7 protein-coding genes and 3 pseudogenes are annotated in these 14,421 nt (G+C 68.6%); 7 read left to right on the top strand and 3 right to left on the bottom strand.

Annotated elements, in window-relative coordinates:
- Positions 1 to 281: 281 nt before the first annotated feature.
- The gene (locus OG223_RS52665) at positions 282 to 2,900 is read right to left on the bottom strand and encodes a LamG-like jellyroll fold domain-containing protein (protein WP_329265027.1); all 2,619 of its coding nucleotides are present in this window, start codon (positions 2,898 to 2,900) and stop codon (positions 282 to 284) included.
- A 352-nt stretch (positions 2,901 to 3,252) separates the two neighbouring features.
- Positions 3,253 to 4,746: an arabinofuranosidase catalytic domain-containing protein gene (locus tag OG223_RS52670; RefSeq protein WP_329265028.1), complete on the bottom strand. Its 1,494-nt coding sequence runs from the start codon at positions 4,744 to 4,746 to the stop codon at positions 3,253 to 3,255.
- 671 nt (positions 4,747 to 5,417) lie between these two features.
- On the opposite strand from OG223_RS52670, the gene OG223_RS52675 reads away from it, so the two are divergent.
- The 6 genes and pseudogenes from OG223_RS52675 to OG223_RS52710 all read left to right on the top strand — a co-directional run bounded on the left by OG223_RS52675 (position 5,418) and on the right by OG223_RS52710 (position 12,878).
- Positions 5,418 to 6,449: a LacI family DNA-binding transcriptional regulator gene (locus OG223_RS52675; RefSeq protein ID WP_329265031.1), complete on the top strand. Its 1,032-nt coding sequence runs from the start codon at positions 5,418 to 5,420 to the stop codon at positions 6,447 to 6,449.
- A 476-nt stretch (positions 6,450 to 6,925) separates the two neighbouring features.
- Positions 6,926 to 8,068 (top strand): substrate-binding domain-containing protein, encoded by a 1,143-nt coding sequence (locus OG223_RS52680; protein WP_329265033.1) that lies wholly within the window; start codon positions 6,926 to 6,928, stop codon positions 8,066 to 8,068.
- Positions 8,069 to 8,070: 2 nt separating this feature from the next.
- On the top strand, positions 8,071 to 9,690 hold the full coding sequence (locus tag OG223_RS52685; protein WP_329265035.1) for a sugar ABC transporter ATP-binding protein: 1,620 nt from the start codon (positions 8,071 to 8,073) through the stop codon (positions 9,688 to 9,690).
- Positions 9,687 to 10,709 carry an ABC transporter permease gene (locus OG223_RS52690; protein WP_329265036.1) on the top strand — a complete coding sequence of 341 codons (1,023 nt, stop codon included), beginning with the start codon at positions 9,687 to 9,689 and terminating at the stop codon, positions 10,707 to 10,709. The genes OG223_RS52685 and OG223_RS52690 overlap by 4 nt, the downstream gene beginning before the upstream one ends.
- Positions 10,710 to 10,768: 59 nt before the next feature.
- Positions 10,769 to 11,477, top strand: a pseudogene (locus OG223_RS54110) (winged helix-turn-helix domain-containing protein); the annotation flags it as partial.
- Between the two features lie 163 nt (positions 11,478 to 11,640).
- Positions 11,641 to 12,878, top strand: a pseudogene (locus OG223_RS52710) (IS256 family transposase).
- A gap of 185 nt (positions 12,879 to 13,063) precedes the next feature.
- Here OG223_RS52710 and OG223_RS52715 read toward each other — a convergent pair.
- Positions 13,064 to 13,327, bottom strand: a pseudogene (locus OG223_RS52715) (integrase core domain-containing protein); the annotation flags it as partial.
- A 19-nt stretch (positions 13,328 to 13,346) separates the two neighbouring features.
- On the opposite strand from OG223_RS52715, the gene OG223_RS52720 reads away from it, so the two are divergent.
- On the top strand, positions 13,347 to 13,649 hold the full coding sequence (locus tag OG223_RS52720; RefSeq protein ID WP_329265038.1) for a DUF1097 family protein: 303 nt from the start codon (positions 13,347 to 13,349) through the stop codon (positions 13,647 to 13,649).
- Positions 13,650 to 14,421: the final 772 nt, after the last annotated feature.

Genomic DNA, 14,421 nt, shown 5'->3' on the forward strand with positions numbered 1-14,421 from the left:
ACGTCCTCGCTCTGCAGGAGTCGGGCCCGTCGGCTCGCCCCCCTTCGGGGACCGGACGGCGACCGAGTCGGTCGCACGGCGGGACCAGTCCAACTCGCGGAGGGAGCCCTCTCCGAACAGGACACCATCCCCGCCGCCGGTCAGCCACCACAGCTGGAGCCCAAACCGTGGGGCAGGTCAGCTGGTTTGCCGTCCGGGCCCCGAATCGGTCTTGGGGCCCGGCTCGCCCTGCCTGCCCAGGACGGGCAGTCGGGCAGGGCGAGCCGCGGGGTGGACGGATGTCAGGTCAGAACGAGTTCCAGGACCGTGACGGAGAGCGGCGGCAGGGTGCTGGTGAAGGCTGCTGCCGCGCCGGTGACGGTGCTGGTCCTGGGGACCAGCGTGGTGGGTTCGGTCAGTGTGTTGGTGGCGGTGCGCGAGGGTCCGGTCAGGACGGTGGCGGTGGCGTTCTTCCGCACGCCCTTCGGCAGGCCCTTGAGTTCGACCGGTACGTTCACCTTCTCCGTTCCGGAGTTGACGACCGCCAGGTAGAGACGGTTCCCCGCGCGGGTGGCGACCGTGGCGATGACGGGCAACGCACGTGTGGTGGCCGGGAGTACCGTTCTGCCCAGCCTGCTCGTCAGCATCTGCTGCGCCCAGTAGCTGGGTGACACGTAGCTGGTGAGGTTGTCGTAGGCGATCAGGTTGGTCGCCCAGGCGTTGTTCTTGACGTGGGAGAAGAGCGGGGCGTAGCACTCCATGAGGACCTGGTCGGAGTTGCGGATCAGCCCGGCCAGCCATGCGGCGTCGCCCAGCGCGGCGTTGAGATCGGGTGTGGGGCGGCCTTCCTGCGCGGCCCACTCCCCGACGAAGACCTTGGTCGAGGCGCGGTCTCTGTTGTCGTACTTGTGGGTGGCGGCCTGGGCGGCGGACGGCGCGAGGTAGTAGTGCTCGTCGATCAGGTCAGGCGTGCGGCTCGTGACGGTCGTCGTGGCGATCAGCTTCAGGTGCGGGTACTTCGCCTTGATCGCGTCGTAGAAGGCCGTGAACCGGGCGTCGTAGGACCCGGACGAGTCCAGCCAGTCCTCGTTGCCGATCTCCACGAACTCCAGCGGGAACGGCTTCGGGTGGCCGTCGGCCGCGCGCTTCGCGCCCCAGGTGCTGGTGACGGGACCGGTGATGTACTCGATCTCGTCGAGGGCGTCCTGGACGTACGGCGTGAGGGCGTCGCCGGTGACGTGCTCGCCCCTCAGCGCGAAGCCCGCGAAGACGGCGAGGAGCGGCTGGGCGTGCATGTCCTCGACCCAGTGCAGGTATTCGAGGAGTCCGAGCCCGTCCGTGGACCAGTAGCCCCAGGCGTCGTCCATGTGGCCGGGGCGTTCCCAGGCCGGACCGATGGTGTTCTTCCAGTTGAAGCGTGTTGCGATGGTGTTGCCCTCGAGGAAGTTGCCGCCGGGGAATCGCAGGAACTTCGGTTTCAGGGCGACCAGTTTCTCCATCAGGTCGATGCGCAGGCCGTTGGGGCGGTTGTTGTAGGTGGGCGGGAAGAGGGAGACGTACTGGAGCCAGAGGGTCTTGCCCGCGGCGGACGGGTCGTCGGTGGTCACGGTCAGCCTCGCGTCGCCGACTACTGGAGTGCGCGGGCCGGTGCGCAGGGTGAGTTCGAAGGGGCGGTCGGGGAAGTCGGTGCCGACGTGGTGCAGTCGTGCGGAGGCGTACACCGTCGAGCCGTCGGCCGACTCGACGGCCACCGTGAGGGGTCCGATCCGGTGCGACGCCTTGGCGAACAGCCGCGCGGTGTACGTGGTTCGGGGGCGTACGGGGATGCCCCAGAACCCGTCGTTGGCCACTCCGGTCCGGTTGCCGGTCCCGGTACCGCTCGGCAGTACGACCTTGAGGGAGCGGTTGAGGGCGTCGTTGAGGGGCGTGGTGGTGTCGAGTGCGAGGATCGCTCCGTCGACGGCTGACCAGTGGACGGCTGAGGTGTCGCTGGCCATCATCGTGCGGTTCTGCACCAGTTCGGCGTAGATGCCGCCCTCGCCGGAGTGGTTGATGTCCTCGAACATCAGGCCGGGAAGGATGGGGGACACCGCGTGCGCCGGGCTGGCGACGTCCACGCTCAGCAGCGGTGTCGTGGACTCCACCGGCACCCGGGCCAGCGTCGCGACCTGGTCGGAGGTGAGGGCGGTCGGGAACATCCACACGTCGTCGATCAGGCCGTGCCACTGGTCGACGTGGCCGCCGCCGTAGAGCGCGCGCCCGATGGCGGTGTCGCCGGTGCCGGCCCAGCCGGCGTCGTAGTCGGTCTCGCCCTCCAGGACGCCGTTGACGTAGAGGCGGGTGACACCGGCCGACGGGTCGCTGACTCCGACCAGATGGGTCCATGCGCCGGTGGTGGGCGCGGAGGCGGCTGCCGCGACGGCGGCACCCTGTGTGGCGTCCGAGGCTAGCCGGGCGAAGGCGAAGGTGCCGGTGTCGTCGCGCAGCCCGAGGTAGAAGGCGCTGACGACCTGGCCGTCGATACTGACTGCGGTCTGGTAGCCACCTAGCTGACCGAGGTTCACCCAGGCGGCCACGGAGAAGGCGTTGGAGGTGTCGAGGGCGGGCCCGGTGGCCGAGGCGTTGCCGCCCGCGGTGAGGCTCAGGCTGTGGGCGCCGATCTTGCCGGTGTCCCAGGCGGCCGTGCCCTGGAGGGCTGCGGTGTGAGCGTTGCCGGACGAGTCGGCGGCGGAGGATCCGGAGCCCTCGTCGAAGGTCCAGTGGGCGGCTGCGGCGGGCAGGTCCGAGGCGGTGGCGTCCGCCGAGGTGCCGGACCGTCCGGCGGCCTGTGCCGGTGAGGTGGCGGCGAAGGTTCCGGCCAGGGACGCGGCGCCGAGGGCGGTGAGGACGGTCCTGCGGGGCAGTCCGGTTTCGGGAGGCATGCGGGAGTTCCTTTACACGACGGTTCGCTCGGACGACTGCGTACGGGGCGGGGGCAAAGTGCTGTTCGGGGGAGGAGTAGCGGGTGCTTTTCCTGGTGGGTTCCGAGCGAGTGCGGGCGGATGGTGAGTGCTCGTCCTGGGACCGACGGCCAGGACGGGCACTCCGCGGGGCGGGTGGGCAGGACGACGGCTGAAGGTGCGTCAGGCCTGGGCGTGGATCGGTGTGCTCCGGGCCGGCTGGGGTGCGGACGGCTCGGACCGTGTGGAGGTCCGCCCGCCGATCCTGTTGGGGGACGGGCCGATGGTCCGCCGTCGGGGAGGCCGGCGGACCAGCGGCGGATCGGTTCTCCGGTCAGGAGGCGATGTCCCACTGCTGGCAGGTGTTGTCGAGCTGCTGCCACTGGCGCACCACGGTGCCGTTGGCCGTTCCGCAGTTCGTGACGTCCAGCGTCATGCCGGTGTTGACGTTGGAGATGGTGTAGTGGCTGCCGACCTTGGTGACGTCCCACTGCTGGCAGGTGTTGCCGAGTGAGGCCCACAGCTGGACGGCCGTGCCGTTGCTCTGCCCGCAGTTCTTGTCGTCCAGGACCGTGCCGCTGTTGACGTTGGTGATCGTGTAGTGGCCGTTGCCCGCACTGGCGAACTTCCACTGCTGGCAGGTGTTGCCGAGCGAGGACCAGAGGCCGACCGAAGTGCCGTTGGCCGTACCGCAGTTCACCGCGTCCAGGACCTTGCCGGAGTTGGTGTTGGTCAGGCGGTAGGCGGTGCCGGTGACGGGGAAGCTCGCGGTCGGGGTGGTGTAGGCGACGGAGATGACGTTGGCCTGTACGGCGTTGTCGGTGGCGTCGGTCGGGTAACCGGAGGTCATGACGCCTTCGAAGAAGGAGCCGTCGGACCCGTTGCTGTTGTCACCGCCGGTGCCGAGGACGATGGCACCTTCCTTCTGCATCGGGTTGTATCCGCTGGTGGTGGGCAGGGCCCCGTTGTAGAAGGTGCTCAGCGAACCCGACTGCGCGTTGCCGCCCTTGATCGCGTAGGCCGATGTGCCGTTGTTCTTCTCCATGGCGGTGACGTACTCGCTGGAGATGCCGGTGTTGCCCGAGTAGGCGCCGTTCGCCCCGAAGAACAGTCCGTTCTCCAGGTCGGCCTCGACCCACGGGCCGGAGCCGGTGCACGAGAACCAGCACTCCGTACCGAAGTTGATCGCGTCCATGTGGCCGTTGCCGGTGTCGTCGCCGGACGTCTCGGCGTTGCCGTAGTCGAAGCAGCACCGGTTGTTGACGTGGTGGCCGCTCGTCACCATGTACGCGCCCTCGGGGGAGCTGCCGGTGGCGATGCCCGTGGTGCTGTTGTCGCGGTAGCCGACACCCGCGGAGACGAAGACGCCGTACGCCGCGTGGCCGTCGACGGTGACTGGCAGGGCGTTGGCGATCGCGCCGACGTCCTGGCCGCCGTTGCCGCCCGGGCCCTCGATGGTCAGGTCGTTGTGGTTCGCACTCTGGTCGTAGATCTTGGTGATGACGCAGGTCGTGCCGGAGCAGAAGGAGTCCTGTGCCGCGGCGTTGGCGTAGCCGCCGGTGCTCAGGACGCCGATGTCGGCGGTGGTGGAGTCCGAGGCGCGCTTGACCTGGTAGAGAGCGCCGCTGTAGGAGGCGTAGAGGGCTCGCGTGGTGCTGTGCCCCGCCGCACAGGGGGTGCCGGCGGAGGCGTAGATGTCACACGGCAGGGACGAGGCCGCCTGGGCCGTGCCCGCGGTGCCGATGGCCCCGACCAGGATGCCGGCGACCAGTGCGAGGATCGCGCCGACCGCCCTCAGCCTGCGGTCTCTCAGATGCCTTGCTGTCACTGTGTACCTCTTCCGTGTCGCGTCCTTCTCGGGCCCGGCGCTGCATGCGCGGGGAGCAGGGGGACGCCCGGCGCGCCGTGATCCGCGCGCCGGGAGCTGCCGCCGAGACGTGGCGTCGAGGCCGGACAGAGCCTCGTCAATCCGCTGGACGGGAAAATGTGAGCGCTAACAATCAAGGCCCCCGGATGCCGTCACGCATGCGGAGTTCTATGGGAACGGCGGTGCTGCCGACCGAGTCCTTCTCTGTTCGGGCGCGGCTGCCGAGCGTGATGGCTGTATGCCAGGAAGGCTGAAATGGCCTGTGACCGGGGTGATGTGAAGGTGTGGACCTTGCGTGGTCGACGGTGATCGACCGCCTTGCGACTCCGCCTTTTTTACGCGGGGATGAAGGGGCGGTCAACACTGACGGACAGTCAAGAGTGTGGAAACGAATGCCCTGGATTTCGTGGGGTACGGTCCGCCGCCACGATGGAACGAGGCTTCGCCCGGCGATGACCTTGCAGGTCAAGGTGGTTCAAGGAGGCCTGACAACGCTGTCCGAAACCTCCGAAAGCGGACGGTCGTCACCCTTGACCCTCTCAGAATGTGTGCGCTAACAATTCTCCACGGCGGGCTGGTTGAAGCCGGGGAAGCAAGCGATCGGAACACGACAACAGGTGAGGAGGCGGAGCATGGAGGGGGAGCGCGCACCGGTGATGGCGGACGTGGCCAGGGTTGCGGGCGTCTCGCACCAGACCGTCTCGCGAGTCCTCAACGATCACCCGAGCGTACGGTCCGCCACCCGCGACCGGGTGCTCGCCGCGGTCCGCGAACTCGGCTACCGTCCCAACGCCGCCGCCCGCAACCTGGCCTCCCGCCGCACCCGCACCCTGGGTGTGATCAGCTTCAACACCACGTTGTACGGGCCGGCCTGCATGCTCTACGGCATCGAGCAGGCGGCCAGGCAGCACGAGTACTTCGTCACCGTGGCCGCGGTCGGCACGCTGGACCGGCGGTCCGTACTGGACGCCGTCGACCGGCTCCGCGATCAGGGTGTCGAGGGGATCATCGTCATCGCGCCGCAGACCGCGGCCGTCGGGGCACTGGCGAGCGTGCCGTCGGACGTACCGCTGATCGCGGTCGGCTGCGGCACCCACGCCAAACTGGCCTCGGTAGCCGTGGACAACGAGGCGGGCGCCGAACTCGCCACCTCCTATCTGCTCGACCTCGGCCATCGCACGGTGCACCACCTGGTCGGGCCGCGGTCCTGGCTCGACGCGCAGGAGCGTGAGACCGGATGGCGAAACGCCCTGGGGAAGCGGGGTGCTCCGGTGGCCGAACCGTTGGGTGGCGCCGACTGGACGGCCCGGACCGGATTCGAACTCGGTCAGCGGATCGCCGCCGATCCTGAGGTCACCGCGGTGTTCTGCGCCAACGACCACTTGGCTCTCGGCCTGCTGCGGGCCGTGCAGCAGGCCGGGCGTCGGGTGCCCGAGGACATCAGTGTCGTCGGTTTCGACGACATGCCGGAGACCGAGTACTTCGGCCCGTCACTGACCAGCGTCCGCCAGGACTTCGACGAACTCGGCCGCCGGGCTCTGCGTGCGCTGATCGAGATCGTCGGTGGCCCCGGCACGGGTCTTCCGGTGGTCGACGAGAGACCTCACATCGTCATCCCGCCCAGTCTTGTGGTGCGTACGTCGGCGACCCGCCCCCGGCGCTGACCGGCCGCTCGGCCGCACCACGGCCTGCACAGAGAAGAGGAAACGACTTGGACCCAGTCCCGTCAGCGTGACCGCCGACCGTCCGGCCACGGGCCCCCGATGACGAGGGTGCCGTCGCCCGCGAGCACCGTATGCCGAACAACCGCTCCTCCTGGACCGATCGGGTCGCGGGAACGGCGCAGCCGTCCGTCCTCCGTCCCCCTGCTCCCCGTGTCTTGACGCTCCGTCAGACATTCACGACTCGCCGCCTTCGCGGGGCTCCGCACGGTCGTCCGCCACATGACCGCAGTCGACCGCTCGCCTCCAGGTCTCTCTGAGTGATCCCCGCCCCGACCGACCCCGTCCCCTCCGGCGCACCGTCATGCCCAACAGCCGGAGCGGGTTCGTGCGGCCGTGCCCCGATCGTTCTCGATTCGCCCACACAGCAACGGGATGTGGATACCCCCATCCCGGCATGCCTTGAAAGGCACTGATCAATGATGATTCGTACCAGAAGGTCCCGCACCGTCGCTGTCGCCGCCGTGGTGCTCATCTCGCTCACCGCGGCCGGCTGCTCCAAGAACGCCGGCGGCTCTGCGGCGTCGAAGTCGGCGGGCTCCAGCGCGGCGCCGGTCGCGCTGGCCGGCTCGGTCACCTTCAACCAGACGAACCTCGCCAAGCTCGACACGGCACTGAAGTCGGCGCTGGCCGGCAAGGACCTGTCCAAGGTCGACATCGGGATGGTCGTGAACGTGGCCGCCGACTACTGGAAGGCCGGCCAGGTCGGTTTCCTCAAGGGCTGCTCCGACCTCGGCATATCGAAGAGCAAGTGCACCTACTTCGCCCCGCCCAACGGCAAGTTGACCGAGCAGAACTCCGAGCTGGAGACCCTGCGCTCGCAGGGCGTCACCGGCTACTCGATCTCGGCGATCGACCCGACCTCGGCCGCGGGCACCATCCACACCGACGTCCAGAAAGGCATCGGCGTCCTGGCGATCGACTCGCCGCTGCCCGGCACCGACGCCGCCTCGCTCTATCTGGGCACCCCGAACTACACAGCCGGCTTCCAGGCCGGCACTGCGATGAAGCAGGTCCTCGGCGGCAAGGGCAAGGTGGCCATCCTCGTCGGCTCGCTCACCGCGTCCAACGCCACCCAGCGCATCGCCGGCTTCGAGGACGCGCTCAAGGGCACCAAGATCACCGTCGCGCAGAAGGTCAACGACAACCTCCAGGCCAGCACAGCGACCTCCGACGCCGAGACCATCCTCGCCAACAACCCGGACGTCACCGGCCTCTACGGCGTCTACTCCTACGACGGTCCCGCGCTGGCGCAGGCGGTGACCTCGGCCGGCAAGACGGCCTCGGTGCACATCGTGTCCGACGACTCCGACGCCCAGACCCTGAAGTTCATCAAGTCCGGTGTCATCTCCGGCACCGTCGTGCAGATGCCGTACCAGCAGGGTTACACCGGGGCGTACATCTTGGCCGCGGAGAAGGTGCTCGGCAAGGCCGCGACGATGGCGATCATCAAGCCCTACCTGGAGAAGGACGGTTCGACCCTCAGCTCCGGCGTGGGCCTGGTCACCAAGTCCGACCTGAGCGCGTACCAGTCTCTTGAGTCCCAGCTCGGGATCGGCTGAGCATGACGGCCACGGAGAACGCCCCCAGCCGCGCCGTCACGGCGCGGCTGCGGGGGGTGCACAAGTCCTACGGACCGGTGCGCGTCCTCGACCTGCCCGAACTCGACCTGTACGCCGGCCAGGTGATCGGCGTGGTGGGCGAGAACGGCGCCGGGAAGTCGACGCTGATGGGCACGCTGGCCGGATCCGTCCACCGGGACGGCGGCGAGATCCTGGTCGGTGGCGAGCCACTGGCCGCCGGGTCCACCGAGGCCGCGGGACAGCTCGGTATCGCCATGGTCTCCCAGGAGTTCCCGCTGGTCGGACAGCTCTCGGTGGCGGAGAACCTGCTGCTGGGCCGCCGCCCGCGGAAGTCGAAACGGCGGGTCCTGGTCGACGGTGCCGCACAGCGTGCCGAGGCGAAGGCGATGCTCACCGAGATCGGCTTGTCCGCCGAGACGATCCCGGTAGGCCGGGAGGTGCGCACCCTTCCGGTGCCGACCCGGCAGATGATCGAGATCGCCAAGGCATGGGGCCGCGAGCCCAAGCTGCTCATCCTGGACGAACCGACCTCCTCGCTGGGGCCGGTCGAGGCCGGGATGGTGCTGGGCCTGGCCCGCCAACTGGCCGACCGCGGCGGCACGGTGCTGTTCATCGGGCACCGCTTGGACGAGGTGCGGGAGATCAGCGACCGCGTCCTGGTCCTGCGCAACGGCAGACTGGTCGCCGACCTTGAACCGGCCGATGCCAGCGAGGAACGGCTCATCCGGGAGATGGTCGGCGGCGAGGTCGCACAGGGCGAGCCGAAGGAGCTGCCCGCGACAAGTCCGGTTCTGCTGCAGGTCGAAGGCCTGACCGCCGACGGTCTCGGCCCCGTTGACCTGGAGGTTCGCGAGGGCGAGATCCTGGGCGTGGCAGGGCTGATGGGCTCGGGCCGCAGCCGCCTGGTCCACACGATCGCGGGAGCACAGCCCGCGACGGGCGGCCGGATGCGGCTGGGCGGCGAGTCCTACCGGCCGCGGGGTGCCGGTGACGGAGTGGCGGCCGGGATCGCGCTGATCCCGGAGGACCGCAAAGAGCAGTCGCTGGTGCTGTTCGCGTCGATCCGGTCGAACGTCGTCGTCTCGGTGCTCAAGCGGATCAGCACCCGCGGAATGCTCGGCCCGGGCCGGGAGCGCGCCGAGGCACGGAAGATCACCGAGAACGTCAACGTGCGGATGCAGTCGGTGGAGCAGCCGATCGGTGCTCTCTCCGGCGGTAACCAACAACGTGCCATCTTCGGCCGGGCGTTCGCCGCCGAACCTCGCCTGCTGCTGCTCGACGAGCCGACCCGCGGGGTCGACGTGGGCGCGAAGGCGGAGATCTACAAGCTGATCGACCGGGCGGCGGAGCAGGGCATGGCTCTGCTGGTGGCCTCCTCCGAACTGGAGGAACTGCTGTGGATCTGCCACCGCATCGCGGTGATGAACCACGGCCGGGTGGTCACGGTCATCGACCGGGTCGATGCCACCAAGGAACGCATCATGACGGCCGCGGCCGGCACGTCCCCCCTCCACGCGGAGGACCCCGAGCACGGAGAACCCGACAACCCCGGCCCGGGAGAGCCCGATCAGGAACAGCTGACGAACGGAGCCACAGCATGAGCGCGCAGAGCACGCTCGCACCCGATGAGGCCGCGCCACGTTCCCGCTCGGCCGTCGCCGGCCTCGCCCGCAAACTCGCAGCCTCCCCCGAGGCCGGCGTCATCATCGCGTGCGTGCTGGTGTTCGTCGGGATCGCGGCGAACGCGGAGACGTACACCGCGGTGGGCAACCTCCAGGTAATGGGCCGCGACCTGTCGCAGGTCGGCATCCTGGCGATAGGGGAGTCGCTGGTCATCCTGACCGGTGGCATCGATCTCTCGGTGGGTGCGCTGGCCGGTCTGGCCGGCATCCTGGCGGCCTGGATGAACGTGAACGAGGGCATGCCCGCGCCCCTCGCGATCCTGTTCACACTGGTGATCTGCGGTGGGGTCGGTCTCTGGCACGGGATCATGGTCACCCGCCTGAACGTGCCGCCCTTCGTGATCACCCTGGTCACCTACACCGTGGCGCAGGGCATGGCGCTCGCGATCACGAGCGGCTCGCCCATCAACAACCTCTCGCCGATGTTCAGCAACCTCAGCCAGTACTACATCGGCGAAGTGCCGGTCCCGGCCCTGTTCTTCGTCGGCGCTGCCGTCATCGCGTGGTTCGTGCTGGAGCGCACTTATGTGGGCCGCCAGATCTACGCGGTGGGCGGCAACAAGGAGGCCGCCCGGCTCGCCGGAATCCCGACCGCCCGCCGGATCACCTCGACCTACGTCGCCAGCGCCGCGCTGGCCGGTGTGGTCGGCATCATGGTGATCGGCCGGATGAATGTGGCCGACCCCTCGGTAGGAGCAGGCTGGGAACTGACCGCGATCGCCGCGGCGGTGGTCGGCGGCATGTCGCTCTCCGGCGGCGAGGGCCGTATCGCCGGCATCGCGGCCGGGGCGATCCTGCTGGAGTTCATCACCAACGGCCTGCTCGCGCTCAAGGTCAGCCCCTATGACCAGCAGGTGGTCCAGGGAGCCGTCCTCGGCGTCGCCATCTTGCTGGACCGGGCACGGGCCCGCTACTTCGGCAGGAGCCGCAGTTACTGACCTTGCTGGCGCGATGTCTGGGGGCTGGCAAGTCGTGGTTGTGGCAGTAGGCCGGTGGCATGAGGTATCCGCAGGGGGGGGTGGGTCGACTGCGGAGCGTGGGGCGTTTCGCGAGCACATCCGGATGCGGGCTGCCGAGTTGTTCGCCTTGGGACACGGCAGTTCCACGGTCGTCAAGCAGTTACGGGTCAGTGTGCGGTCGGTACAGCGGTGGCACCAGGCGTGGGAGGGCGGCGGAACACCGGCTCTGGAGTCGAGGGGGCCGGCGTCCGGGCCCAGGCTGAGTGAGGCACTGCTCGCCGTGCTCGAGCAGGAGCTGGCCAAGGGGCCGGTCGCGCACGGCCGGCCGGACCAGGCCTGGACGCTGGTGCGGATCAAGACGCTGATCGGGTGCCGGTTCCGCAAGAGCTTGACGCTGTAGGCCGTCGCGCGGATGTTGTACCGGCACGGCTTCAGCCACCGGGTCCCGGCCCGCAGGGCAATCGAGCGCGACGAGGAAGCCGTCACCGGCTGGGTGAAGGAGACCCGTCCCCAGGTGGAAACGCCGTGGCGGCGCTCGGGGCCTGGCTCTGTTTCGAAGACGAAGCAGGTTTCTCGACGACGCCGCCCACCGCCCGCACCTGGTCCCGGCGCGGGCACACGCCCGTCATCCGGTTGCGGGGACGCTCTCAACGCCGTTTCTCCATTGGCGCTTTGGCCTGCTACAAGCAGGGCGAACGCTCACGGCTGATCTACCGGCCCAAGCGGCACGTCGGCAGAGGCGGGCGAGTACCTTCGTGGCCGCTGACGGGGGCGCGGGTTGCGTCCAGAGAAGTGGTGTACGGGTTCGACCTGATCCGGGGGTTTGCTCCGGCATCGGGATGGTGTCCGCGTAGATGAACGGCCACCGGCTGATCTTCGAAGTGTCGAAGCCTCGAAGGAGATCAGCACGATGACCGCACCCGACAGTCTGCCCCTGCACGCCCTCGCGGAGGACAACCTCGCTTCGGCGAGTCCCGATCTGCTGCGCGCGATGGTCAAGACGTTCGCCGACGCACTCATGTCCGCGGAAGCCGATGCCCTCTGCAATGCCGCATATGGGCAGGTCAGCGACGAGCGCGTCAACCACCGCAACGGATATCGCCCACGCGAGTGGGACATGAGGGCCGGCACTGTTGAACTGGCCATCCCCAAGCTCAGGTCGGGGAGTTACTTCCCGCACTGGCTCCTCGAACGACGCCGCAGGGCCGAACAGGCCCTCATCAGCGTGGTCGCCACCGCCTACCTGCTCGGCGTGAGTACACGCCGGTCGAGAAGGTCGCCGAGTCCCTCGGCGTCACCAAGCTGTCGAAGTCGCAAGTCTCGGCGATGGCCAAGCACCTCGATGAGCAGGTGGCCGCGTTCCGCAACCGGCCGCTGGACCAAGGCCCTTACGCGTTCGTCTGGTTCGATGCCCTGACCCAGAAGGTCCGCGAGGGCGGCCGGATCATCAACGTCCACGCCCTCATCGCGGTCGGCGTCAACGCCGACGGGCACCGCGAGATCCTCGGCATCGACGTCGCCACCGCCGAGGACGGCGCCGGCTGGCTGGCCTTCCTGCGCTCATTGATCGCCCGCGGCCTGTCCGGCGTCCAGCCGGTGACTTCCGACGCCCACGCCGGCCTCGTCGATGCCATCGGCGCGGTCCTGCCGGGCGCTTCCTGGCAGCGGTGGCGCACGCACTACGCCCGAAATTTGCTCAGTCAGGTTCCGAAATCGGCCCAGCCGTGGGTGGCCACATTGCTGCGGACCGTCTTCGAACAGCCCGACACCGACGCCGTGAAGGCGCAGATGCGGCACGTCCTGGACGCCCTGGAAGCCAATTTCCCCAAGGCCGCAGCCCACTTGGACACCGCCCAGCACGACCTGCTGACCTTCACCGCGTTCCCGCGTGAGAGCTGGCGTCAGATCTGGTCGAACAACCCGCAGGAGCGGCTGAACAAGGAGATCAGGCGTCGCACCGACGTGGTCGGCATCTTCCCCGACCGCAGCGCCCTGATCCGGCTCGTCGGCGCGGTCCTGGTCGAGCAGAACGACGAGTGGACCGAGGCCCGCCGCTACATGGGACTCGACCTGCTGGCCAAGGCCCGCCTCCACCCGATCGAGTCAGAAACCGACGACACCGCCCTGCCCACCGAACTCACCGCATAGCCTCAAATACGAGATCACCGAGTGGCCGTCAATACACCACTCCCGCAGACGTGACCCGCCTCCATTCTGGCCAAGGCGGGACCATCCCCGCAGGCGCGGGGAGCACAACAGGCGCCGACTCACTGATGTCATACAGGAGGGACCATCCCCGCGGGGTCTGATGCAGGTTCGGGTGACAGGTTTGGTCACGCGACCTGGAGGGCCGGTGTGGTCATGACGGTCTCGAATTCGACGGGTGTCAGTCGGCCGAGTGCGGCTTGTCTGCGGCGTCGGTGGTAGGTCCGCTCGATCCAGGTCACGATCGCGATCCGCAGTTCCTCACGAGTGGTCCAGCTCCGACGGTCGAGGACGTTCTTCTGCAGCAGGCTGAAGAAGGACTCCATGGCCGCGTTGTCGCCGGCCGCTCCGACCCTCCCTATGGATCCGGCCATCCGGTGACGGGCGAGAGCCCAGACCCTCGCCCTGGCCGTGGTGATCTTCGTCGTCAACGGTACGCTGCTGGCGACTGGCCGGCTGAAGTCCTTCGCTCTCATCCCGGGCATGTTCTTCGGCTTCGCCTCCCTCTTCGCCACGTACTTCGGCGGCTTCGGCTACGACGCCGGCCACCTGGACGCCGCCTTCGTCAGCTCCGCCGCGATGTGCGCCCTCGGCCCCCTCTGCGCCACCCTCGGCCTACGGCTGATGCTCGCACCCCCACCCACCGCGCCCGAGCCCGTGGCGCAGTTCGGGGTGGAGGAGGTGACAGCCTCGGTCAACGAGGCGCCCGCCTGACACAACTGCTCGCGCACACCGCCTCGCAGGGCGGGCCGACCACCGGCCGCCCTGCGAAGGCTTGGGGCAAGCTCGACGCACTGGCAGCTGTTACCGCGAATCTCCACGCCGAGGACCAAGCCCTCCGGAAAAGGGCGGAAGAGAGTCGACAAGCTGTCTGCCCGGACGCCGGGGCGCGGTTTCTGGCGGCGCGGTAGGTGCTCGTCATGCCTGCGCCCGCCTCGCACACCGGGTGAACTGATATCGCTTCACCTCACTCAGGACCAGGTCGGTCCTCGGCCCACCGATGTGGCTGGTGCCCCGAGACCGGCCGTCCGCCCGTCGCGAGGAGTCCCCGCGCCGCTTTCTCACCGTCTTCACCGCCACGCCAACGGGCTGCGCGACGCCCCCGCTCGACCTGCCGTCGGCGGACGCCAGAACGATCCGTGCCCGTTCAGCCGGCCGCCGATCCGGTCATGCCGCCCGCCGAATCAGCTCCGCACGCTCGTCCTTGAACTGCGGATTTCCACGGAGGACGGAACCGGATGCGACATGCCAGCAGGTCCAGTTACCGACCCCGGAATCTCTTCCACGTCACGTTGGATCGTCCGACCGACCGCACATGCGCTCTCGCCTCTTGACGCTGCACCACGGACCGTTTGACACTCTCGAAACACAACATCACATTGTCGAAATGCCGCACCGTCGGCCTTTCTCTGCCCCGATTACCCGTGGAGGAAAAACCGCCGATGTTGCATCGATTTGTCATGTCTAGAGCAAACTGGAGTGCGCC

This window comes from Streptomyces sp. NBC_01478 (assembly GCF_036227225.1).
Lineage (GTDB): Bacteria > Actinomycetota > Actinomycetes > Streptomycetales > Streptomycetaceae > Streptomyces.

Coding starts and splice junctions, on each gene's coding strand:
- OG223_RS52680 (WP_329265033.1), top strand. CDS start 6,926: ATGATGATTCGTACCAGAAGGTCCCGCACCGTCGCTGTCGCCGCCGTG.
- OG223_RS52685 (WP_329265035.1), top strand. CDS start 8,071: ATGACGGCCACGGAGAACGCCCCCAGCCGCGCCGTCACGGCGCGGCTG.
- OG223_RS52665 (WP_329265027.1), bottom strand. CDS start 2,900: ATGCCTCCCGAAACCGGACTGCCCCGCAGGACCGTCCTCACCGCCCTC.
- OG223_RS52675 (WP_329265031.1), top strand. CDS start 5,418: ATGGAGGGGGAGCGCGCACCGGTGATGGCGGACGTGGCCAGGGTTGCG.
- OG223_RS52690 (WP_329265036.1), top strand. CDS start 9,687: ATGAGCGCGCAGAGCACGCTCGCACCCGATGAGGCCGCGCCACGTTCC.